Source organism: Mesorhizobium monacense (assembly GCF_056781675.1).
This window is the reverse complement of record NZ_CM165567.1, coordinates 4,087,411-4,109,849: the sequence shown is the minus strand read 5'-3', so window position 1 is coordinate 4,109,849 and position 22,439 is coordinate 4,087,411. Positions and strand designations below refer to the sequence as shown.

Here is a 22,439-nt window from a genome sequence, read left to right as displayed (position 1 = left end):
GCACCGCTCAAGACGTCTTCTCGCCGATCAGATCAAAGCGCTCGACCTCGCAGTGCTGGCCGACCACCGCCAGCACGTCCGTCGAGGGTTCGATCGCATCGGGTTGTTTCCATTCGAGGTTGAAGGAAAACACGAAGCGCTCGCGGCCGGCGTCATGCTCCATGCCGACAAAGCGCGCGTTGTAGCCGAGCGGCCGCACCATCTCCTGGAGGTCGGGCGGCAACCCCTTCGCCCAGGACACCGACAGGATCGCGTGATGATCGCGCGGGATCCGGAGGTCGACCCATCTCAAGGCCTGGAGGGTCACCAAGGTCAGCAGCGTCGCGATCCCCGCAAGCCCGAACTGGCCACCGCCAAACGCCAGTCCGATCATGGTCATGATCCACATCGTCGCGGCCGTGGTGACGCCGGTCACGAGCTCGCCGCGCCGAAGGATGGCGCCGCCGCCGATGAAGCCGACGCCGGTCAGCACGCCGAGCGGAAATCGCAGCACGTCCATGCGGCCGAAGGAATCCGTTTCCTTGCCCGCTATGTCGAGCAGGATGTTGGCCTGGATCATGGCGATGGCAGCCGCAAGGCCAACCAGGATGGTCGTTCGAAGCCCGGCGGTGCGGCCGCGCGACTCCCTGTTCAAGCCAATGAGAACGCCTGCCAGCAGCGTGAGCAGAAGCCGCGCGGCGAGGTCGGGCCAGGTTGGATGAAGCGGCATCTCGCAGCAAAACGGCTCGAACATCGTTCCACCATGGCGGCCTGAGGCGCCGCGGCCTCGCATACATCGCGTCCCCACCGACCTTCAACATCGCTGGGGCAGTGATGGTTCCCCTTCGCCGACGCTACTCCTTTGCGCGATTTGAACACGCGGCGCTTGACTCCGGCAAAGCCTTGTGAAAAATTTTGCAGCAACTGATAAAAATATCAAAGGGTGGAAATGGTTGGATTCGGCAACGGCTTGCTGCGCGACGATGAGACCAGCATGGCGACCCGCGCCGCCTGGCTCCACTATGCCGGCGGCCTGACCCAGTCAGAGGTCGCCAAGCGGCTTGGCCTGACCAGCCTCAAGGCGCATCGCCTGATCACCAAGGCCAACCAGGAAGGACTGGTCAAAGTCTATATCGACGGCGAAGTCTCCGAATGCGTCGCGCTCGAGGACCAACTCTCCGGCCGCTACGGGCTCGACTATTGCGAGGTGGTGCCGGACTTCGATTCCGAAGACCTGCCGCTCAAGGCGCTGGGCATTGCCGGCGCGCAGTTCCTCAAGCGCGAGATCGAGCGTGGCGAGGGCACGCTGATCGGTATCGGCCACGGCCGCACGCTCGCCGCCTGCGTCGAATATTTGCCGCGCATATCGGCCGACGGGATCCGCTTCGTCTCGTTGCTCGGCGGCCTGACGCGAAAATTCTCGGCCAACCCGCATGACGTCATCCATCGGCTGGCCGAACGCACCGGCGCCGAAGCCTATGTCATGCCGGTGCCGATGTTCGCCAACACCGCCGAGGACCGCACGGTGCTGCTTGGCCAGAAGGGCATCAGCGAGGTCTTCGATCTCGCGAGGTCCGCCGACCTTTTGATCGCCGGCATCGGCACCGCCGAGCGCGAAGCTTCGCTCGTTGCCACCGGCATGATCGAGAAGGGCGAGATGGAGGAGACCCGCGACAACGGCGCCGTCGGCGAACTGCTCGGCCATTTCTTCGACGCGGCCGGGAAGCCGGTGGCGACGACGGTGTCCAGCCGGGCGCTGGCGCTGGCCCGCGAAGACATCGCCAATCGCAGGATTGTCGCCGTCGCCGGCGGCAAGGTGAAGGTTCGTGCCATCAAGTCAGTGCTGGAGGGCCGCTATCTGAAGGGCCTGATAACCGACGAGCGGACGGCGCGATCGCTCGTAGAACAGACGCCGGTCGGGTAGCCGGCAATTCTTTGGTTGAAACTACCCTGTGGAGGAGAAGAGAAGATGTATGAGAAAGAGAAAGACCTGATCGACGCGTTCATGCGCGGACAAGTCGATCGCCGCGGCCTGATCAGGGGTCTCGGCGCACTTGGCCTTGCCGCCGGAACGGCCGGCACGCTGCTCAACTTCGGACAGACCCGTGCGCTCGCCGCCGACTTCGACTGGCAGGCGCACAAGGGCAAGACCATCAAGCTCTTGCTCAACAAGCACCCCTATGCCGATGCGATGATCGCCAACCTCGAGAACTTCAAGCAGCTAACCGGCATGAACGTCGTCTATGACGTGTTCCCGGAAGACGTCTATTTCGACAAGGTCACGGCAGCACTTTCGGCAAGCTCGCCGGAATACGATGCCTTCATGACCGGTGCCTACATGACTTGGACCTACGGCCCGGCCGGCTGGATCACCGACCTCAACGAATGGATCAAGGATCCGGCCAAGACCAATCCGAACTATGCCTGGGATGACTTCCTGCCCGGCGTCAGGAATTCCTGCGCCTGGAACGGCAAGCCGGGCGGCGAACTGGGTTCCGAAGACGCCAAGCAGTGGTGCATTCCGTGGGGCTTCGAGCAGAACAACATCACCTACAACCATGGCATGTTCGAGAAGGCTGGCGTCAAGGTGCCCGGCAACATGGACGAGCTGGTTGCCGCGGCGGCCAAGCTCACCAAGGATGTCGGTGGTGGCGTCTACGGCATCGGCGTGCGCGGCTCGCGCTCCTGGGCGACGATCCACCCGGGCTTCCTGTCGGCCTACGCCAATTTCGACCAGAAGGACCTGACCGTGTCGGCCGACGGCAAACTGTCGGCCGCCATGAACACCGCCGAATCCAAGGCCTTCCACAAGCAGTGGGTGCAGATGATCCAGGAGAGCGGTCCGAAGGACTGGTCGACCTACACCTGGTACCAGGTCGGCACCGATCTCGGCGCCGGCGCCTCGGCGATGATCTTCGACGCCGACATCCTCGGCTACTTCATGAATGGCGGCGACAACAAGATGGCCGGCAAGCTCGCCTTCGCCGGCTTCAAGGCCAATCCGGCCGCCAAGGCGCCGACGCCCAACATCTGGATCTGGTCGTTGTCGATGTCCAACTTCTCCAAGGACAAGGACGCCACCTGGTACTTCATGCAGTGGGCCTCCGGACCAGAGCATGCGCTGTTCGGCGCCACCAAGATGGACTTCGTCAATCCGGTCCGGCAGTCGGTCTGGAAGGACGACGTGTTCCGCGAGAAGCTGAACAAGAGCTATCCGGGCTATGTCGAGATGTTCGACGCTTCGGCACCGGGCGCCAGCATCAAGTTCACGGCGCAGCCGCTGTTCTTCGACCTCACCACCGAATGGGCGGCGACGCTGCAGAAGATGGTGGCCAAGGAGGTGCCGATCGACGAAGGCCTCGACAAGCTGGCCGAGAGCATCAATGGTCAGCTCAAGGAAGCTGGTCTCGGCTAATCGAGCGGCGTCTGGCCCGTTCCGGCGGGCCAGTTCGACCACGCAGTTCTAGGTTTGCGACGCGGTGCCTGATGGCACCGCCAATTCGCCCGACCGGCCGCCTGGCTCCCTGGGCGGCCGGCAGGGCGAAGCAACAGGAATGATGGAGCAGCAGATGACTGCGGCGACAGTGCAGAGGGTCAGACCCTCCGGTTTCAGGATCAGCAAGCGGGTGCTGCCCTATCTTCTCAGCCTGCCGGCCCTGCTGGTCTGCATCGGCATCCTGATCCCGTTCCTGACCTCGGTGGTCTATTCGTTCCAGCGCTACCGGCTGAGCCAGCCCTGGGCACGCCAGTTCAACTGGGGCGACAACTACATCTCCTTCTTCACCGACCCGAAGTTCTGGAACACGCTGCAGGTGTCGCTGCTCTATGCCGGCATCACCGTCGTGCTCGAACTGCTGCTCGGCCTCGCCATCGCCATGCTGCTGCAGAAGCGCTCGACGCTGAACAATTTTATCTCGATCATGCTTTTGATGCCGCTGATGACGGCGCCGGCGCTGGCCGCGCTGATGTGGAAGCTGATGACCAATCCGGGCTTCGGCGTGCTGAGCTATCTCGCCAGCCTCATCGGGCTGCAGGACTTCCGTTGGGCCTCCTCGCCGTCGACGGCGCTTTTGACCGTCGTCCTGGTCGATATCTGGGTCTACACGCCCTTCATCATGATCCTGTTGCTGGCCGGCCTGCGCAGCCTGCCGACGCAGCCCTTCGAGGCGGCCGCGCTTGACGGCGTGCCGAGGAGCTTCGTCTTCTTCCGCATCACCCTGCCGATGCTGATGCCCTACATCCTGACCGCGACGCTGTTTCGCCTGCTCGATTCCATCCAGCAATTCGACATCATCTATGCGATGACTCAAGGGGGACCCGGCGACACGCTGACCGTCTTCCAGGTCGAGGCTTATCTCAACTTCTTCCAGTCGACCAATGTCGGCCGCTCGGCGGCGCTGATGATCATCCTGTGGGCGATCACCTATTTCCTGTCGAACATCTTCATCAAGAACTGGCTGCGGCTGCGCGAACGCGCCCGCGGGCAGGCATAGGAGGCCGGGATGGAACACACCTCGCTTCTCGAACGTATCCTGCGCGGCATAGCCCTGACGCTGGTCGTCATCTTCTTCATGTTCCCGATCGTCTGGATCTTCATGATGTCGTTCCAGACCAACGAGACCATCCTGCGCATTCCGCCGCAATTGGTCTTCGAGCCGACGCTGGCCAATTACACCGCGCTCATCACCGGCAAGCTGACGACGGTATCCGGCACGCTCGACATCGCCTTCATGCGCAACCTCTGGAACTCCGTGTTCCTGTCGGTCACCTCGGTTGCCGTCGCGCTGCTGCTCGGCGTTCCCGCCGCCTACGCTTTCGCGCGGCACAAGTTCCGCGGCTCGGAGGACATCGCCTTCACGCTATTGTCGTTCCGCTTCGCGCCGGCGCTGCTGGTGCTGTTGCCGCTCACCCTCTATTTTCAGAAGCTCGGGCTCGCCAACACCTATTTCGGCCTGATCTGGGTCTACCAGTTGATCTGCCTGCCGCTGATCCTGTGGATCGTGCGCGGCTATTTCGAGGACATCCCGGCCGACATCGAATACGCCTATCGCATCGGCGGTCATTCCTGGTTCGCCACCTTCCGCAAGATCGCGCTGCCGCTCGCCGGCCCGGGCATCGCTGCCGCCGGCCTGCTCGCCTTCATCTTCGCCTGGAACAATTTCGTCTTCGCGCTGGTGCTGGCTTCGGCCGACAAGCAGCCGGTGACCGTCGGCGCGCTTGCCTTCATCACCTCCTCGGGCATCCAGTACGGCCAGATCTCGGCCGCGATCGTGCTGTCGATCACGCCGACGCTGGCGCTTGCCCTCTATGCCCAGCGCTATCTCGTCGAAGGCCTGTCGCTCGGCGCGGTGAAAGGATAGTCAGATGGCGAGCCTCGAACTGAAAAACATCGTCAAGCGCTACAAGAGCCAGACCGTGCTGGACGATCTGTCGTTGACCGTCGCCGACGGCGAGACGCTGGTGCTATTCGGACCGTCCGGCGCCGGCAAGACGGTGCTGCTGCGCCTCGTCGCCGGCGTCATCGATCCCGATGAGGGCAAGATCCTCATCGGCGGCGAGGACATGACCGACGTCGATGCCGAGTTCCGCGGCGTCGGCATGGCGTTCCAGAATTTCGCGCTGTTCCCGCATATGACCGCCTTCGACAACATCGCGACGCCGCTCGAAGCCAGGCGCTCGTCGCAGGGCGCGATCAAGGCCGGCGTCGAGAGCGTCGCCAAGCTGCTCAAGATCGACCATGTGCTGAGCCACAAGCCGCGCGCGCTGTCCAACGGCCAGAAGCAGCGCACGGCACTCGCCCGCGCTTTGGTCGGCTCGCCGCCGCTGCTGCTGCTCGACGATCCCTTGCGCAACGTCGATGCCAAATTGCGCTTCGAGATGCGGCTCGAACTGCCTAGGCTTCTGCATGATCGTGGCGCGACCGTCATCTACGTCACGCAGGACTACAAGGAGGCGATGGCGCTCGGCAACCGCATCGCCGTGATGTCGCAAGGCGTCATCCGGCAGCTCGGCACGCCCGAGCAGATCTATCGCGAGCCGGCCAACATCGAGATCGCCAGGCTGTTCGGCGACCCGACCATCAATTTGCTCGACGTCAAGCCGGCGCGCGACGCAAAGGGCATCTTTGTCGGCCTGTCGAACGTCCAGGTCCATCTCGCCGGCGCCTTCGAGACGGCGGTCGGCCGCGACTGCGTCATCGGGCTGCGGCCCGAGGCACTGAGCTTCGTCGGCGACGGCACGCCCGGCGCTTTCCCCGTGACGGTCGAGGCCGAGACGCCGCTCAACGAAAAGATCGTCACGCTGGTGCGCACCGTGCGCGGCCGCGAAATCCTGGTCTCGCGTCCGGCCGGAACCCCGGGCCAGGCCGAAGGCAAGGCGCACATCGCCGTCGACAGCAAAAGCGCGCTCTTGTTCGATCATGCGAGCGGCGAACGCATCGGCGCGAACAAGGTCGTCAATTTGCGCAGCGGAGAAGCGGCATGAGCGCCAGCGCAATCACCATTTCCGGCGTCGACAAGTTCTATGGTCCGATCGACCGTGGCGTGCACGCGGTCAAGAACCTGACGATGGAGATCGCCAAGGGCGAGATCGTGGCGCTGCTCGGCTCCTCCGGCTGCGGCAAGACCTCGACACTGCGCATGATCGCCGGCTTCGAGGAGGTCTCGCGTGGCGCGATCTCGGTTGGCGGCCGCAAGGTGCACACGCTGGCGCCGGTCAAGCGCAATGTGGCGATGGCCTTCGAGGGCTATTCGCTCTATCCGCCGCTCACCGTGCGCGAGAACATGGCTTTCGCCCTGAAGGCGGCAAGGCTGCCGAAGAGCGAGGTCGACGCCAAGGTCGCCAGCATCGCCAAGCTGCTCGAGATCGAGGACATCCTCGAGCGCTATCCGAGCTCCATCTCCGGCGGCCAGCAGCAGCGCGCCAGCCTCGGCCGGGCGCTGATCCGCAATGCCGACCTGCATCTGCTCGACGAGCCGATGGGCCAGCTCGAGCCGCAACTGCGCGCCGTGCTGCGCGGCCGCATCAAGCACTTCATCAAGGAGCGCGGCCTGACCGCGATCCTGGTCACCCACGACCAGACCGAGGCAAATGCGCTGGCCGACCGCATCGCGGTGATGGAGGGCGGCGTGCTGCAGCAGTTCGATACGCCCGACATGATCAAGCAGCGGCCGGCCAATCTGTTCACCGGCACTTTCGTCGGCGAACCGCCGATGAACGTCTTCGAGGCCTATGTCGGCAATGCCGCCGGCAAGATCAGTCTGAGGCTGCCCGACGGGCTGTCGCTCGACTACGACAAGGACGCCTTCAGCGCCCCGGTCCGTGACCAGTTGCTCAATCGCGAGCGCGTGGTGATCGGCGTCAGGCCCTATGCGGTGCGCCGCTCGAAGGAGGGCGTGCCGGCCACCGTTTCTGCCAACCAGTGGCTCGGCGACCAGACGCATATCGCCGCCGATTTCGCCGGCGGTTCACTGGTGCTGGTCGAGCACGACCGCACCCGCCTGGAACTGGGCGCGCCGATCAATGTCAGCATCGACCCGAAGAACCTGCATGTCTTCGACCAGGCGAGCGGCAATGCGATTTCGCACGGGATGGAGCTTGCCTGATGCGGGATGTGCTGATCGGCATCGACGCCGGCACGTCTGTCATCAAGTCCGTCGCCTTCGACACGGCGGGCCGGCAGATCGCAGCCGCGGCGCTGCCGAACAAATACGAGACACTGCCCGGCGGCGGCGCCGAGCAGGATCTGGCGCGCACCTGGGCCGATACGGCGACGACGTTGCGCCAGCTTGCCGACAAGGTGCCTGATCTCGCCAGCCGCGTCATCGCCATCGCGGTGACCGGGCAGGGCGACGGCACCTGGCTGATCGACGCCGACGGCGAGCCGGTCGCCAAGGGTTGGCTGTGGCTCGACGCGCGCTCGGCTGCGGTGGTCGAGGAGATCCGCGCCCGGCCCGAGGACCGGCTGCGCTTCGAGAGGACCGGCAGCGGCCTTGCCGCCTGCCAGCAGGGATCGCAGTTCGCGTTCATCAAGCGCAACATGCCGGCCATGCTCGCCAGCGCCGCGACGGCGTTCCACTGCAAGGACTGGCTCTATTTCCGGCTGACCGGCGAGCGTGCCACCGATCCGTCGGAAGGGACTTTCACCTTCGGCGACTTCCGCACCCGCGACTACTCCGACGATGTGCTCGACGTGCTCGGCGTCGCCGATCTCCGGCATCTCCTGCCGCCGATCGTCGATGGCACCAGGCAAAGCGCCGCACTGTCCAGGGCGGCGGCCGACGTCACCGGCCTGCTCGCCGGCACGCCGGTCGTGCTCGCCTATGTCGACGTCGTCTGCACGGCGCTTGGCGCCGGCCTGTTCGATCGCCAGCGCAAACCCGGCTGCACGATCATCGGCTCGACCGGCATGCATATGCGGCTGGCCGAGACGCCCGACGAGGTTCAGCTGAATGAGGCCGCGACCGGCTATACGATGGCGATGCCGGCACCTGGCGTGTTCGCGCAACTCCAGTCGAACATGGCGGCGACGCTCAACATCGACTGGGTGCTCGGCCTCGCCTCCGGCATCCTCGCTTCGCAAGGGATTTCGCGCTCGAATGGCGAGATGATCGCGCTTGTCGACCAGTGGATAGCATCATCGAAGCCGGCGTCGATGATCTACCAGCCCTATGTGTCGGAGGCCGGCGAGCGCGGGCCTTTCGTCGATGCCAATGCCAGGGCAGGCTTCGTCGGCATTTCCTCGCGCCACGGCTATGCCGACATGGTGCGCGCCGTGTTCGAAGGACTGGCCTTCGCGGCGCGGGATTGCTACGCCGCCATGGGCCCGCTGCCCAGGGAAATCCGCCTCACCGGTGGCGCCGCCCGCAGCCCGGCTCTGCGCAAGATCCTCGGTGCGGCGGTCGGCGCCGATATTCGCACCAGCGAGCGCGAGGAAGCGGGCGCGGCGGGTGCCGCCATGATCGCGGCGGTGTGCGTCGGCCAATACGCATCGATGGACGATTGTGTCGCCGAATGGGTAACGCCTTTGCTCGGTGCGGCCGAGCCGAGCGACCAAAAGCTTGCCGCCATCTACGAGGCGATGGCCCCGTCCTACACATTGGCGCATGAGGCGCTGCGTCCGGTCTGGCGGTCGATGGCCGCCATGCCGAAGGCAAATTGAGAAATCGAGCATGCAGAAGAAAATAGCGATCATCGGCGACCGTTTCATGCTTCCGGACGTGTTCCGGTCGGAGATCGAAAAGGCCTGCGGCAACAGCCTCGACATCCGCACGCTCGAGGCCGCATGGCCCGACGAACCGATGGAGTTCGGCAATCCGGCTCTCGGCCTCGACAAGGTCAAGGAGTATTTCGGCGATCCGGACGAAGTGGTCGATTTCATCGGCGACGCCGAGATCTTCGTCACCCAGCTCTCGCCGCTCTCCGACGCCATGATGCGGCGCCTACCTGGGCTCAAGCTGGTCGCGGTGTCGCGCGGCGGCCCGATCAACATCGACATGGCGGCTGCCAAAACGCACGGCATCACCGTCGTCAACGTGCCGGGACGCAATGCGAGCGCAGTGGCCGAGTTCACCATCGGCGCCATCCTTGCCGAGACGCGGCTGATCCGCGTCGGGCACGAAGCCTTGCGCAAGGGCGAATGGCGCGGCGATCTCTACCGCGCAGACCGCACCGGCCGAGAGCTTAGCGAAATGACTGTCGGCGTCATCGGCTACGGCAATATCGGCACCCGGCTGGTGCGTCTGCTGCGCGCCTTCGGCTGCCGCATCCTGGTCTCCGATCCCTATGTGCAGCTGAGTGCCGACGACCGCAATGCCGGCGTCGAGCTGGTCGCGCTGGACGATCTTCTCGCCCGCTCCGACGTGGTCACATTGCATTCAAGGGTGACGGCGGAAACACGCGGGCTGATCAACAAGGACACCATCGCCCGGATGAAGCCGGGGGTGATCTTCATCAACACCGCACGCGGGCCGCTGGTCGATTATGACGCGCTCTACGATGCGCTGGTCTCCGGCCACATCGCCAGCGCCATGCTGGAGACCTTCGCGGTCGAGCCGGTGCCTTCCGACTGGCCGCTGCTGCAATTGCCCAACGTCACGCTGACGCCGCACATCGCCGGCGCCTCGGTGCGTACCGTCACCTACGCCGCCGAGCAGGCGGCCGAGGAGGTGCGTCGCTTCATCGCCGGTCTGCCGCCGGTCAATCCGTGCTAAGGCCGCCGCCATGAAACGGACAGTCTGCAGCGAAGGTCTGGCGCGATGAGCGGCGAGAGCGAAATCGTCGATCTCTTCGTCATCGGCGGCGGCGTCAACGGAGCCGGCATCGCGCGCGACGCCGCCGGCCGCGGCCTCTCCGTGATCCTGTGCGAAAAGGACGATCTCGCCGAAGGCACCAGCTCGCGTTCGGGCAAGCTCGTCCATGGCGGGTTGCGCTATCTCGAATATTACGAATTCCGCCTGGTGCGCGAGGCGCTGATCGAGCGCGAGGTGCTGCTGGAATCGGCGCCGCACATCATCTGGCCGATGCGTTTCGTGCTGCCGCACAGCCCCGACGACCGGCCTGCCTGGTTGGTACGGCTCGGCCTGTTCCTCTACGACCATCTCGGCGGCCGCAAGCGGCTGCCGGCCACCCGCACGCTCAACCTGCGCACCGCGCCCGAAGGCGCGCCGATCAAGGACGCCTTCAAACGCGGCTTCGAATACTCCGACTGCTGGGTCGACGACGCCCGCCTCGTCGTCATCAATGCGCTCGACGCCGCCGAGCGGGGCGCGAAGGTTTTCACCCGCACCGCCTGCACCGCTGCCCGCCGCGAGAACGGCATGTGGTCGGTGGAAATGCGCGACGGCAGGACCGGCGTCAAAACCACGGTCAAGGCGCGGGCGCTGATCAACGCCGCCGGTCCCTGGGTCAACGACATCGTCAACCGCGTCGCCGGCCAGAATTCCAAGCGCAATGTGCGCCTGGTCAAGGGCAGCCACATCGTCGTGCCGAAATTCTGGGAAGGGCGCCAGGCCTATCTCGTCCAGAACAACGACAAGCGCGTCATCTTCATCAACCCCTACCAGAACGACCTGGCCCTGATCGGCACCACCGACATACCCTATGAAGGGCGCCCGGAAGACGTGACGGCGGAGGAGAGCGAAGTCGACTACCTGATCAAAGTGGTCAACCGCTACTTCAAGCGCGGGCTTGCGCGCGGCGATGTCGTCTACTCGTTCTCGGGCGTCAGGCCGCTTTACGACGACAACGCCGACAATCCGAGCGCGGTGACCCGCGACTACATCTTCGAGCTCGACGCATCGGCCGGGCAGGCGCCGCTGCTCTCCGTCTTCGGCGGCAAGATCACCACTTTTCGCAAGCTCGCCGAACACGCGCTGGATCGTGTCGCGCCCTTCTTCCCAAGGATGGGCAAGGGCTGGACGGCGAAAGCGCATCTGCCCGGCGGCGACATCGCCAATGCCGACTTCGAGCAGTTCCTCGGTGATCTCGCTCGCGACTATCCGTGGATGCCGGCCTCGCTGATCAAGCACTATGGCCGGCTCTACGGCACGCGCACCCGTGCGCTGGTCGGCGCCGCCGGCTCGCTCGCCGAACTGGGGCGGCGCTTCGGCAAGGATTTCTTCGAGCGCGAGGCGAGCTATCTGTTCGCGCACGAATGGGCCGTGACGGCAGCCGACATTCTGGACCGGCGCACCAAGCACGGCCTGCATCTCAGCGCCGCTGAGAGAGCCTCCTTCGAGGACTGGTGCGCAAACCGATTGGCGAAGGCCGGCTGATGGCTGCACGGATTGATCACGATGTCGCCGAGTTGGAGGCACTGCGCGTGCTGTCGGCCAGCGTCGGTTCCGATCCCTTGCTGGTCCAGGGTGCCGGCGGCAACACCTCGCTCAAAGAGGCCGGCCTGCTGTGGATCAAGGCCTCCGGCACCTGGCTGATGAATGCGGCCAACAGCGACATCATGGTCCCGGTTGCGCTGGCGCCCTTGCTCGATGCCGTTGCGCGCAAGGATCCAGCGGCCGAGAGGGCCGCCGAATTCACGCTTGCCGACCTCAACCCGCACCAGCTGCGGCCTTCGATCGAGACCACGGTGCATGCCTTGCTGCCGCAGAAGATCGTCGTCCACGTCCATTGCGTCGAGACCATCGCGATTGCCGTGCAGGCCAAAGCCGAAGCCTTGCTCGAGGAACGCCTGCGTGGCCTCGACTGGGCCTTCGTGCCCTATCGCCGGCCGGGACTGCCGCTGGCGCAAGGGATCGCCGAGCGGCTGCAGCCTCGCACCAACGTGCTTGTACTTGGCAATCACGGACTGGTCGTCGCCGCCGACACGGTTGCCGAGGCAAATCTGTTGCTGCGACGGGTGACCGGCCTGCTCGCGCGAACGCCGCGCGCGGCACCACCGCCCGATCTCGACGCGCTGATCAGGCTCGCCATGGGCAGCGGCTACCGGCTTCCCGTCGCGGTCGAGGCGCATGCCGCTGCCACCGATCTCGCCAGTTGCCGCATCGCGGCCTCCGGCAGTCTCTATCCGGACCATGTCATCTTCCTCGGCGCCGGATCGGTGATCGCCGGTCCGAACGAGAACGCCGACGCCGTGGTGGCCAGGACAACGGCCGCCGGGCAGCCGGCTCCGGCCTCCATCCTTTTTCCCGGCAAGGGCATCCTGATGCGCCGGGACGCCAATGCCGGCGCCGAGGCGATGGCGCGCTGCCTCGCCGATGTCGCGGCGCGCATCGATCCCACGGCGCGCGTCAACTATCTGAGCCTCGAGCAGAATGCCGAGCTGCTGAACTGGGACGCCGAGAAATACCGCCAGGAGCTCAACCGGCGCAACGCAACCACGCTGCAATGACGGCGCTCGGCCTCGATGGCGGTGGTGGCGGTCTGGGTGATCGTGCCGTCGGGTGCGATGCCCGGCAGGCCTGAACAGGAGTTTCGATCTTGGCCTTTACGCTATCCCTCAACACCAACCCGCTGGTCAATCGCATCGCCGATCCGGACGATCTGATCGACGCGATCGCCTACGACATCGGCATCAGGGACGTTCAGCTCACGCATGAATTCGTCAATCCCGGCTGGCCGCCGGCGACGATCGCCAAGTTCGTGCGACTGTTCCGTTCGGCGCTGGACCGGACGGGCGTGCGCATCACATCTGGCATGACCGGTCCCTATGGCCGGCTCAATCATTTCGGCCATCCCGACGCCGATGTGCGCCGCTACTATGTCGACTGGTTCAAGACCTTCGCCGATATTTCGGCCGAGCTCGGTGCCAGCGGCATCGGCACGCAGTTCGCCATCTTCACCCACAGGGATTATGACGATCCCGAGCGTCGCGCGCAGCTGATCGACATCGCGCTCGAATGCTGGCGCGAGGTTGCCGAGCATGCCAAGGCGGCCGGGCTGACCTACCTGTTCTGGGAGCCGATGTCGGTCGGCCGCGAATTCGGCCACACGATCGCAAGCTGCCGGACGCTGCACCAGGAGATCGAGGCGGCCGGCATGGCCATTCCGCTGCAGATGATGGTCGATATCGACCATGGCGACGTGACTTCGAGCAATCCGGCCGACATCGACCCCTACGCCTGGGCCGAGGCCTTTCCCAAGGAGTCGCCGATCATCCACATCAAGCAGTCGTCGATGAACAAGGGCGGCCACTGGCCCTTCACCGCCGCCTACAACAGGGACGGTCGCATCACACCGGAGAAATTCCTGGAGACGGTGCGGCGCGGCGGCGGCACCGACAATGAGATCTGTCTGGAACTGTCGTTCCGCGAGCGCGAGCCGGTCGACCACCGGGTCGTCGCGATGATCCGTGAATCGGTCGACTACTGGGCCCCGTTCATCGATGCCGGCAGGGCCAGCCTTTTGCCAAGGGCAAAGTAAAAGGGCGGGAGCCGATGTGGTTCCCGCCCTTTCAACCGGGTGGTCCCGGTTAGATAGAGCAGCCGAACTCAGCCGAACTTGGGGTCGAGGCTGCCCGACTTGTAGCGCTTGGCCATTTCGGCGACCGGCAGCGGCTTGATCTTCTGCGCATTGCCGGCGGTGCCGAACTGCTCGAAGCGCTCCTTGCAGAGCTTGCGCATGGCAGCCATTGCCGGCGTCAGATATTTGCGCGGGTCGAACTCCGAGGGGTTCTCGGTCAGCACCTTGCGGATCGCGCCGGTCAGCGCCATGCGGTTGTCGGTGTCGATGTTGATCTTGCGCACGCCGTGTTTGATGCCGCGCTGGATTTCCTCGACCGGCACGCCCCAGGTCGGCTTCATCTGGCCGCCGTATTTGTTGATGATCTCCTGCAGGTCTTCGGGCACCGAGGACGAGCCGTGCATGACCAGATGCATGTTGGGCAGGCGGCGGTGGATCTCCTCGATCACGTTCATCGCCAGCACCGCGCCGTCCGGCTTGCGGCTGAACTTGTAGGCGCCGTGGCTGGTGCCCATGGCAACCGCCAGCGCATCGACATGCGTGTCCTTGACGAACTCCACCGCCTGTTCCGGATCGGTCAACAGCTGGTCGTGGCTGACGGCGCCTTCGACACCATGGCCGTCCTCCTGTTCGCCGCCGCCCATTTCCAGCGAGCCGAGCACGCCGATCTCGCCTTCCACCGACACGCCGCCCCAATGCGCCATGTCGACGACGCGGCGGGTGATGCCGGAATTGTAGGCATAGTCGGCCGGCGTCTTGCCGTCTTCCTTCAGCGAGCCGTCCATCATGACCGAGGTGAAGCCGTACTGGATCGCGGTGACGCAGGTGGCTTCGTTGTTGCCGTGGTCGAGATGCATGCAGACCGGGATGTCGGGGTGGATTTCGACCAGCGCGTCGATCAGCTTGGCCAGCACGACGTCATTGGCATAGGCGCGCGCGCCGCGGCTCGCCTGCAGGATGACCGGCGACTTGGTCTCCTCGGCGGCCTCCATGATGGCAAGGCCCTGTTCCATGTTGTTCATGTTGAAGGCCGGCACGCCATAGCCGTGTTCGGCGGCATGGTCGAGCAATTGTCTCAGTGTGATGCGAGCCACCCAATAGTCTCCCGTGTCTGGTTTCGAACCTGTCTGTTGGCTGGCCGACCGTCGTCCAGCCCGTTGATGCTTCTGGCCGGATTTCCGCCGGACCGCAACCTGTGGACCGCGCGTACGAAGCAATTCTTGTTACAGGATCGCAATCACAGGCGGACAGATATCCCAGAGAAATATAACATTATCACAAAAATTTTGGTGCAAACGCGCTTTTCCGGCGTTATATATCGGATCGTGGTTCAACGCGCAGCTTGTTGCGCGAGAAAGCGCCGGAATGAAGAGCGACGGCCGCCGCCAGGGCATCATGGATTTTCTGATGGACGCCGGCACGGCGTCGGTCGACGACCTTGCCTCGCGCTTCGGCGTATCGAAGATGACCGTCCATCGCGACCTCGACGAACTCGAGGAAAGCGGCTTCCTGCGCAAGGTGCGCGGCGGCGCCTCGATCCAGCCGAGCGGCCTGTTCGAGAGCGATTTCCGCTACCGGCAAAAGCAGGCGGCTGAGGAGAAACAGCGCCTGGCGGCTGCCGCGGTAGCGATGATCGAGCCGGGCCAGACTGTGATCATCGATGACGGCTCGACGGCGGGCGGCATTGCCGGTCGCCTCGCTGATCTTCGCCCGCTGACGGTGATCTCCAACAATCTCGCCGTCATCCAGGAGCTGGCCGGCGTCGGCGGCATCACGCTGATCGCGCTGGGCGGCCAGTACAGCAAGAAGTTCCATGGCTTCTTCGGCCTGCTCACCGATGACATGCTGAAATCGCTGCGCGCCGATGTCGCCTTCCTGTCTTCGTCCGCCATCCACGGTGCGTCGGCTTTTCACCAGGACCAGGAAGTGGTGCAGACCAAGCGGACGATGATGGCTGTCGCGGCGCGCAAATATCTGCTGGTCGATCACGGCAAGTTCGGCCGCACCGCGCTGCATTTCCTCACCGATCTCAGGGCATTCGATACCGTCTTCACGGGTCGCGAGCTGGAACCGCAGGTGCGCGAAGCGCTGGATGGGGCCGGCGTTTCGCTGACGGTGGTTGGCAACAAGGACTAGAGCAATTCCAGGAAAAGTGTGAAGCGGTTTTCCGTCCGGAATTGCGTCAAAACAGAGAGATCAAGGAGCAGTACGCGTGGTCTACTGGGTCGGTACAAGCTGGAAGATGAACAAGACGCTCGCCGAGGCGCTCGATTTCGCCAGAACGCTGGCCGCGTTCGTGCCGGCTTTCGACGAGCGCTTCCAGCCTTTCGTCATTCCGCCGTTCACGGCGGTGCGCGAGGTCAAGCAGGCATTGTCGTCGACGCACATCAAGGTCGGCGCCCAGAACATGCATTGGGCCGATGCCGGCGCCTGGACGGGCGAGATCTCGCCGGTGATGCTGACCGATTGCGGGCTCGATCTGGTCGAACTCGGCCACAGCGAACGGCGTGAGCATTTCGGCGAGACCGACCATGCCGTCGGCCTGAAGACGGCGGCTGCCGTGAAGCACGGTTTGATTCCGCTGATCTGCGTCGGCGAGACGCTCGCGGAGCGCGAGATCGGCAAGGCCGATGCCGTGCTGACCGCGCAGGTGCAAGGTGCGCTGCAATTCCTCGAGGGCGAGGCGAAGGGCGCAACAATCCTGTTCGCCTACGAGCCGGTCTGGGCGATCGGCGACAAGGGCATTCCGGCCAGCTCCGAGTATGCCGACAGGCAGCAGGCGCTGATCAAGCAGGTTGCCGGCGGCCTTTTGCCCTCCGTGCCGCCGGTGCTCTATGGCGGCAGCGTCAATCCGCAAAATGCCGCCGAACTGATCGGCCAGCCGCATGTCGACGGCCTGTTCATCGGCCGCTCGGCCTGGCAGGCGGACGGCTACATCGACATCCTCCAACGCGCGTCAGCAGCGATCTGAATCCATCGAATAGGAAAGGACAAGAAATGAAAATAGCCATTGGAGCCGACAGCGCCGGCAAGCCGCTGCTCGACGTCATCGCCGCCCACCTCGCCACCAAATCCGGCCTGACGGTCAGCGATCTCAGCCAGGCTGGCTACTATGCCGACCTGTCGCAAAAGCTCGCGCAGACGATCGTCGACGGCGAGAACGACCGTGGCATCCTGTTTTGCGGCACCGGCATTGGCGTTTCGATTTCGGCCAACAAGGTGCCGGGCATTCGTGCCGCACTCACCCACGATACCTATTCGGCCGAGCGCGCGGCGAAATCCAACAACGCCCAGATCATCACCATGGGCGCCCGCGTCATCGGTCCGGAACTGGCCAAGGCAATTGTCGATACCTGGCTGGCCTCGGAGTTCGACGAGAAGGGCCTGTCGGCCGGCAACGTCCAGGCGATCAATCGCTTGGACGACGCGAAACAGGCTTAGAGCAATTCCAGGAAAAGTGCGTAGCGGTTTTCCGTCCGGAATTGCGTAAAAACAAATACTTAGAGCGGGTCGGTGGTTCTTTCAAAAGCTGAACCGCTCTAGGTCAGACTATTTCGCATCGCGCCGATGACGGTCACGGCCGACGCCGCGCCCGGATCGATGTGTCCGAGCGAGCGCTCGCCGAGCCGCGAGGAGCGGCCCTTGGCGGCGATCATGTCCTTGGTCGCTTCCGCACCACGCTCGGCCGCGGCCAGTGCGGTATCAAGGCTTTCTGCCAGGGTCTTGCCGGCGGCATGCGCGGTGGCCGCCGCTTCGGCCGCCGGCTGCCAGGCGTCGATCATCGTCTTTTCGCCGATCTCGGCCTTGCCGCGATCCTGGATGCCTTGCGCCATCGCCTGGAACAGGGCGATGACGTCCGCATCCTTCAGCGTTGCCTTGCCCTTGACGGCGGCAGCGCCACGCATAAGGGCCGTCGCGTAGAGCGGGCCTGACGACGCGCCGACGGCATTGAGGAAAGATTTTGCCGCCGTGTTCAGCAGCGCCGTCGGCTCGGTCGCCGCAAGGTCGAGCGCGGCCAGCGCATCGCGTACCGCATTGAAGCCAAGCTCCATGGCAATGCCGTGGTCGGCGTCGCCGATGACGCCGTCGAGCTGGCAGAGCCGGTCCTTGTCGGCCTCGATCGCCACCGCGATGGCGTCGAACATGTGCTTCAGCCGGGCCGTGTCGATGGACGTCATGGATATTCTCAGCCGGCGCGGAACATGGCGCAGTCGCAAGGGTGGTCGAGCATCGTCTGCAACTCGCCGTCGAGATGCTCCAACGTCACCGAGGCGCCTGCCATTTCGAGCGAGGTGCAGTAATTGCCGACCCAGGTCGCATGCACGGAGACGCCGATGTCGTCGAGCCTCTGCTTGACCCGCCGGTTCATGATGTAGAGTTCCATCAGCGGCGTCGAGCCGAGCGAGTTGACAAGCACGGCGACCTTGTCGCCACGCGACGGCGCCATCTCGGCAAAGATCCTGTCGAGCATCTCGTCGGTGATCTCGTCGGCCGTCCTTAGCTTGCCGCGCGCAATGCCCGGCTCGCCATGGATGCCCATGCCGATCTCCATCTCGTCGGCGCCGATCTCGAAATTCGGCCGGCGGGTCTGCGGCAGCGAACAGGGCGACAGCGCCACACCCATGGTGAAGGTGTGGTCGTTGGCCTTCCTGGCAATACGCTCGCATTCGTCGAAGGAAAGCATGCGGTCGCAGGCCGCGCCCGCTGCCTTGAAGATGAAGAAATTGCCGGCGACGCCGCGCCGTTTGTCCCGCTGGTCGCGTGGCGCCGAGGCGACGTCGTCGGTGGTCAGCACGGTGCGCACATCGATGTCGTCCATCGCCGCCATCTCGGCGGCCATGTCGAAATTCATCACGTCGCCGGCATAGTTGCCATACATGAACAGCACGCCGGCGCCGCCGCTGACCGCCTTGGCGCATTCGACGATCGGGTCCGGCGGCGGCGAGGCAAAGACGTTGCCTATGGCCGCGGCATCCGCCAGTCCCTTGCCGACGAAGCCGAGAAAGGTCGGCTCGTGGCCCGAGCCGCCGCCGATGACGAGGCCGACCTTGCCCAGGCGCGGCCCATCGCGAGCGATGATCGAGCGCGGGCTGCCGCCCACGCTCCGGAGGTGGCGGGGATGCGCGGCGAGGATCCCTTCGAGCATCTCGTCGACGGAGCGGTTGCCGTCATTGATGATCTTCTTGGTCTGCACCGGCATCCTCCCGACTTTCGGTATTTTCCCTGATATTACCGGGTGTTGCCGGGATTTCCACCCGGCAGGGGACCTTATGCCGCGATCCGTTCCCGCGCGGCGAGAATCTCGACGCAGGCCTTGGCTGCCTCTTTGCCCTTCACGTGAAAATGCTCGAAGAAGAAGCGGTGATGCTCGGCGCTGTCGTGATAATTGTGCGGCGTCAGCACCGCCGAGAGCACCGGCACGCCGCTCGCCAGCTGCACGTTCATCATGCCGTCGATGACGGCGCCGGCGACGAAGTCGTGCCGGTAGATGCCGCCATTGACGACGAAGGCGGCGCCGAGGATCGCGGCGTAACGGCCGGTCTCCGCTAGCGTCTTGGCATGCAGCGGAATCTCGTAGGCGCCCGGCACGTCGAACACATCGACGGCAAAGCGGCCACCGCCGAGAACGGCAAGCTCGGCCTCGAAGGCGTGTACGCACTGGTCGACGATGTCGGCATGCCAGCGCGCGCGAATGACGGCAACGCGAATGATTTCGTAGTCTTTTGGGGAATGCTGATTCATGGGTCCATCCTTCCGTTTCGAACCAGAATCAGGACGCACGATACGGAATCCGGACCGCGCAAGCGGCCGTCTTCCGTTCGTTCTCTTCCATCCGGACTGTGACCGTCGGCTCCGGAATCACACCGGATCTGCTGACCTTTCCGGCTAAGCGGAAAGCGCTCGCGGGCTTGGGTCGAAACCCTTACCGCCGGTGGGGACTTTCACCCCGCCCTGAGAACATTAACGGCCTTTGTATGGAAGGGCAGGGCGCCGCTGTCAATCGGTGATGCCGGCGAAGCTGCCAATCTCCCCCACAAGGGGGGAGATCGAGCTAACCGCGCTCGGGGAACATCGTCTTCAGGCCTTCGCGCGAGGCCTTGGCGATGCCGCGTTCGGTGATCAGGCCTGTGACCAGCCGTGCCGGCGTCACGTCGAAGGCGGGGTTCGCCGCCGGCGTCGCTTCCGGCGACACGCGCACCTGGGCGATATCGCCGGCCGCGGTCTTGCCCCAGACGAGTGAAACCTCGTCGCCGGAGCGTTCCTCGATCGGGATTTCGGCCAGACCGTCGCCGACCGTCCAGTCGATGGTGGGCGAGGGCAGCGCGACATAGAACGGCACGTCATTGTCGGCGGCAGCCAGCGCCTTGAGATAGGTGCCGATCTTGTTGCAGACGTCACCACTAGCAGTCGTGCGGTCGGTGCCGACGATGACCATGTCGATCTGGCCGCGCTGCATCAGATGGCCGCCGGCATTGTCGACGATCAGCGTGTGCGGCACGCCGTGGCCGGCCATCTCCCAGGCGGTCAGCTGCGCGCCCTGGTTGCGCGGCCGCGTTTCGTCGACATAGACGTGGACGGGAATGCCGGCCTCGGTCGCCAGATAGATCGGCGCGGTGGCTGTGCCGTAATCGACCGTCGCCAGCCAGCCGGCATTGCAATGGGTCAGGATGTTGACCGTCTCGCCCTTCTGCTTGCGCGCCGCGATCGCCTTGATGATCTCAAGCCCGTTCTCGCCGATGGCGCGATTCAGACCGACATCCTCGTCGGCGATTTCGGCCGCGCGGCGGTAGGCAGCCTCGGCTCGTTGTTCAACCGGTAGTGGCTTGAGGAAGCGCCGCATCTCGTCCAGCGCCCAGCGCAGGTTGATCGCCGTCGGGCGCGTCTCGTGCAAGGTCTCCCAGACGGCGTCGAGGGCTGCGTCCGATGGGTCCTCAGTCATCTGGATGGCGACGCCATAGGCGGCGGTGACGCCGATCAGCGGCGCGCCGCGCACCCACATGTCGCGGATGGCGGTGGCGATGCCGGCAACCGTGCCGATCGTCTCGATGCGGAAATCATGCGGCAGCCAGCGCTGGTCGATGATCTCGACCGACCGCTTGTCGTCGCTCAGCCAGATGGTGCGATAGTGGCGCTCGCCGACGTTCAAATCCTGCTCTCCTGTTCGATCAGCGCGGCCAGGGTGTTGACCTCGTCGATGCTGTGGATCTGGCGCCGGTTGACGGCGAGGTGGCGGCCGAACTTCAGCGCCTTTGCCTCACATCTGGCGCGCATGTCTTCGTCGGCAATGGTCTCGAAATCGGTATTGTGGGCGAGGCCGAGGATGCGCCGGTGCACCTCGATGCCGGCGAAACCCAGAAGGTCGGTCCAGATCGAATGCAGCACATGATCGAGTGCCTGTTCTGCGCCGAGCAGGTCACCCTGATCCTCGAACAGGCTCCTCTGGTAGAGCATGCCGGTGCGCTCGGTCCGCCACAGATGCGAGAACTCGGTGCGGAACACTGCCCACGTCTCTGCGGTGACTTCGAGCAGATAGGCACGTATGGCGTCGCGCTTGCCGTTCTGCTCATGGCCGCGCTGCGAGAAGAAGGACATCCAGAAATTGGCAAGCAGCATACCGACGTCGAAGGCCATCGGGCCGTAGAAGGCGAACTCCGGATCGATCATCCGGGTTTCCTGGTCGGTGACCATGATCGAGCCGGAATGCAAATCGCCATGTAGCAGCGTCTCGGCACTGGCGGCAAAGAGATGCTTCAGCCGCTGCGCCTCGACCTTGAGGTCGCGGTCGGCGCGCAACTCGGCCACCAGGCTGTCGAGCTGCGGGCTGGTGTGCCGGTTCATCTTGGCGTCGAAATAGGGGTCGGAGAACACCAGGTTCTCGGTGATGTCGCAAAGCTCGACATTGTCGGCGAACAGCGCCAGATCGGCCTTGCGATCCTTGGTCACCATCGAGAGGTCGGAGCCGCGGAACAAAGTGCGCGCCATGAACAGGCCGATATCCCGAGCGATGTTCGGCAATTGCCGGCCTTCGATCAGCGCCCGCCGCAAGATGATGTGCGGCGACAGATATTCCATGATGATCAGCGCCTGGCCTTCGTCGAAATGGTAGATAGCCGGCACCGAGCCCGGTGCGCGCGCTTCCTGCCGGGTCAGCGCATGATACTCGAAGAAGGAGCGCTTCAGCGGCAGCGGCCAGCTGTCGCCGACCAGCCGGACATAGGGCAGGGCCTGCTTGACGACGGCCGCCCCGGTGATGCCCTCGACGATGAACACCAGGTTCAGATTGCCGTCGCCGACCTCGCGCACCTTCCAGCTTCCGGCGTCCTTGCCGATCCGAGCGCACAGCGCTTCGTTTGTACCAAGGCGCGCCGGCAGCGTTTCGACCGACAATGCTTCGAACGGCAGTTTCTGCGTCATCGTCATCCTCCCGCATATGCGCTCCGAACATAACGGAGGCATGGCGGTGGGGCCAAGCTAGGTAGCGCTCTGGCAATTGTCAATCGTGTTGACAATTGCCGGTGCAGCCCATAGCGTCACGGTCAGGG

Annotated in this window: 21 protein-coding genes and 1 riboswitch; of the genes, 14 read left to right on the top strand and 7 right to left on the bottom strand. The window is 64.5% G+C overall.

What is annotated here, in order from left to right:
- Positions 1-7: 7 nt before the first annotated feature.
- Positions 8-733, bottom strand: coding sequence for an MgtC/SapB family protein (locus AC1RUK_RS20030; protein WP_481839279.1), 726 nt, complete (start codon positions 731-733; stop codon positions 8-10).
- Positions 734-928: 195 nt separating this feature from the next.
- Between AC1RUK_RS20030 and AC1RUK_RS20025 the strand changes: the two genes are divergently transcribed.
- The 11 genes from AC1RUK_RS20025 (at position 929) to AC1RUK_RS19975 (ending at position 13,857) form a co-directional block, all read left to right on the top strand.
- Positions 929-1,903: a sugar-binding transcriptional regulator gene (locus AC1RUK_RS20025; RefSeq protein WP_436171386.1), complete on the top strand. Its 975-nt coding sequence runs from the start codon at positions 929-931 to the stop codon at positions 1,901-1,903.
- Between the two features lie 45 nt (positions 1,904-1,948).
- Positions 1,949-3,394 (top strand): ABC transporter substrate-binding protein, encoded by a 1,446-nt coding sequence (locus AC1RUK_RS20020; protein ID WP_481839280.1) that lies wholly within the window; start codon positions 1,949-1,951, stop codon positions 3,392-3,394.
- 154 nt (positions 3,395-3,548) lie between these two features.
- On the top strand, positions 3,549-4,472 hold the full coding sequence (locus tag AC1RUK_RS20015) for a carbohydrate ABC transporter permease (RefSeq protein ID WP_436171388.1): 924 nt from the start codon (positions 3,549-3,551) through the stop codon (positions 4,470-4,472).
- Positions 4,473-4,481: 9 nt separating this feature from the next.
- A complete protein-coding gene (locus tag AC1RUK_RS20010; RefSeq protein WP_120014111.1) occupies positions 4,482-5,339 on the top strand; it encodes a carbohydrate ABC transporter permease in 858 nt (285 codons plus the stop codon).
- 4 nt (positions 5,340-5,343) lie between these two features.
- Complete coding sequence (locus AC1RUK_RS20005; RefSeq protein WP_481839281.1) at positions 5,344-6,462, top strand: ABC transporter ATP-binding protein; 1,119 nt, start codon at positions 5,344-5,346, stop codon at positions 6,460-6,462.
- Complete coding sequence (locus AC1RUK_RS20000; RefSeq protein WP_436171390.1) at positions 6,459-7,583, top strand: ABC transporter ATP-binding protein; 1,125 nt, start codon at positions 6,459-6,461, stop codon at positions 7,581-7,583. Before AC1RUK_RS20005 ends, AC1RUK_RS20000 begins: the two co-directional genes overlap by 4 nt.
- Positions 7,583-9,139, top strand: a complete 1,557-nt coding sequence (locus AC1RUK_RS19995) for an FGGY-family carbohydrate kinase (protein WP_481839282.1) — start codon at positions 7,583-7,585, stop codon at positions 9,137-9,139. Before AC1RUK_RS20000 ends, AC1RUK_RS19995 begins: the two co-directional genes overlap by 1 nt.
- 10 nt (positions 9,140-9,149) lie before the next feature.
- The gene (locus AC1RUK_RS19990) at positions 9,150-10,190 is read left to right on the top strand and encodes a 2-hydroxyacid dehydrogenase (protein ID WP_481839283.1); all 1,041 of its coding nucleotides are present in this window, start codon (positions 9,150-9,152) and stop codon (positions 10,188-10,190) included.
- 45 nt (positions 10,191-10,235) lie between these two features.
- Positions 10,236-11,753, top strand: a complete 1,518-nt coding sequence (locus tag AC1RUK_RS19985; protein WP_481839284.1) for a glycerol-3-phosphate dehydrogenase — start codon at positions 10,236-10,238, stop codon at positions 11,751-11,753.
- A complete protein-coding gene (locus AC1RUK_RS19980) occupies positions 11,753-12,826 on the top strand; it encodes a class II aldolase/adducin family protein (RefSeq protein WP_481839285.1) in 1,074 nt (357 codons plus the stop codon). Before AC1RUK_RS19985 ends, AC1RUK_RS19980 begins: the two co-directional genes overlap by 1 nt.
- 89 nt (positions 12,827-12,915) lie before the next feature.
- Complete coding sequence (locus tag AC1RUK_RS19975) at positions 12,916-13,857, top strand: sugar phosphate isomerase/epimerase family protein (protein ID WP_481839286.1); 942 nt, start codon at positions 12,916-12,918, stop codon at positions 13,855-13,857.
- Between the two features lie 68 nt (positions 13,858-13,925).
- Here AC1RUK_RS19975 and fba read toward each other — a convergent pair whose 3' ends face one another.
- Positions 13,926-14,990 (bottom strand): class II fructose-bisphosphate aldolase, encoded by a 1,065-nt coding sequence (gene fba / locus AC1RUK_RS19970; RefSeq protein ID WP_120014302.1) that lies wholly within the window; start codon positions 14,988-14,990, stop codon positions 13,926-13,928.
- 271 nt (positions 14,991-15,261) lie between these two features.
- On the opposite strand from fba, the gene AC1RUK_RS19965 reads away from it, so the two are divergent.
- The 3 genes from AC1RUK_RS19965 to derI all read left to right on the top strand — a co-directional run bounded on the left by AC1RUK_RS19965 (position 15,262) and on the right by derI (position 17,337).
- On the top strand, positions 15,262-16,032 hold the full coding sequence (locus AC1RUK_RS19965; protein ID WP_481839287.1) for a DeoR/GlpR family DNA-binding transcription regulator: 771 nt from the start codon (positions 15,262-15,264) through the stop codon (positions 16,030-16,032).
- Between the two features lie 106 nt (positions 16,033-16,138).
- The gene (locus AC1RUK_RS19960) at positions 16,139-16,867 is read left to right on the top strand and encodes a triose-phosphate isomerase (protein WP_481839451.1); all 729 of its coding nucleotides are present in this window, start codon (positions 16,139-16,141) and stop codon (positions 16,865-16,867) included.
- A gap of 26 nt (positions 16,868-16,893) precedes the next feature.
- Entirely contained in the window at positions 16,894-17,337 is a 444-nt protein-coding gene (gene derI, locus AC1RUK_RS19955) for a D-erythrulose-4-phosphate isomerase (RefSeq protein ID WP_481839288.1), read from the top strand.
- Positions 17,338-17,435: 98 nt separating this feature from the next.
- On the opposite strand, the gene dhaL is transcribed toward derI, so the two are convergent.
- The 5 genes from dhaL to mtnK form a co-directional block, all read right to left on the bottom strand.
- A complete protein-coding gene (dhaL, locus tag AC1RUK_RS19950; RefSeq protein WP_481839289.1) occupies positions 17,436-18,074 on the bottom strand; it encodes a dihydroxyacetone kinase subunit DhaL in 639 nt (212 codons plus the stop codon).
- 8 nt (positions 18,075-18,082) lie between these two features.
- Positions 18,083-19,096: a dihydroxyacetone kinase subunit DhaK gene (locus AC1RUK_RS19945; protein WP_481839290.1), complete on the bottom strand. Its 1,014-nt coding sequence runs from the start codon at positions 19,094-19,096 to the stop codon at positions 18,083-18,085.
- Positions 19,097-19,164: 68 nt separating this feature from the next.
- On the bottom strand, positions 19,165-19,638 hold the full coding sequence (locus AC1RUK_RS19940) for a 6,7-dimethyl-8-ribityllumazine synthase (protein ID WP_481839291.1): 474 nt from the start codon (positions 19,636-19,638) through the stop codon (positions 19,165-19,167).
- 75 nt (positions 19,639-19,713) lie between these two features.
- A riboswitch (FMN riboswitch) is annotated at positions 19,714-19,860 on the bottom strand.
- A gap of 88 nt (positions 19,861-19,948) precedes the next feature.
- The gene (mtnA, locus tag AC1RUK_RS19935) at positions 19,949-21,043 is read right to left on the bottom strand and encodes an S-methyl-5-thioribose-1-phosphate isomerase (RefSeq protein WP_481839292.1); all 1,095 of its coding nucleotides are present in this window, start codon (positions 21,041-21,043) and stop codon (positions 19,949-19,951) included.
- The gene (mtnK, locus tag AC1RUK_RS19930; protein WP_481839293.1) at positions 21,040-22,311 is read right to left on the bottom strand and encodes an S-methyl-5-thioribose kinase; all 1,272 of its coding nucleotides are present in this window, start codon (positions 22,309-22,311) and stop codon (positions 21,040-21,042) included. Before mtnK ends, mtnA begins: the two co-directional genes overlap by 4 nt.
- Positions 22,312-22,439: the final 128 nt, after the last annotated feature.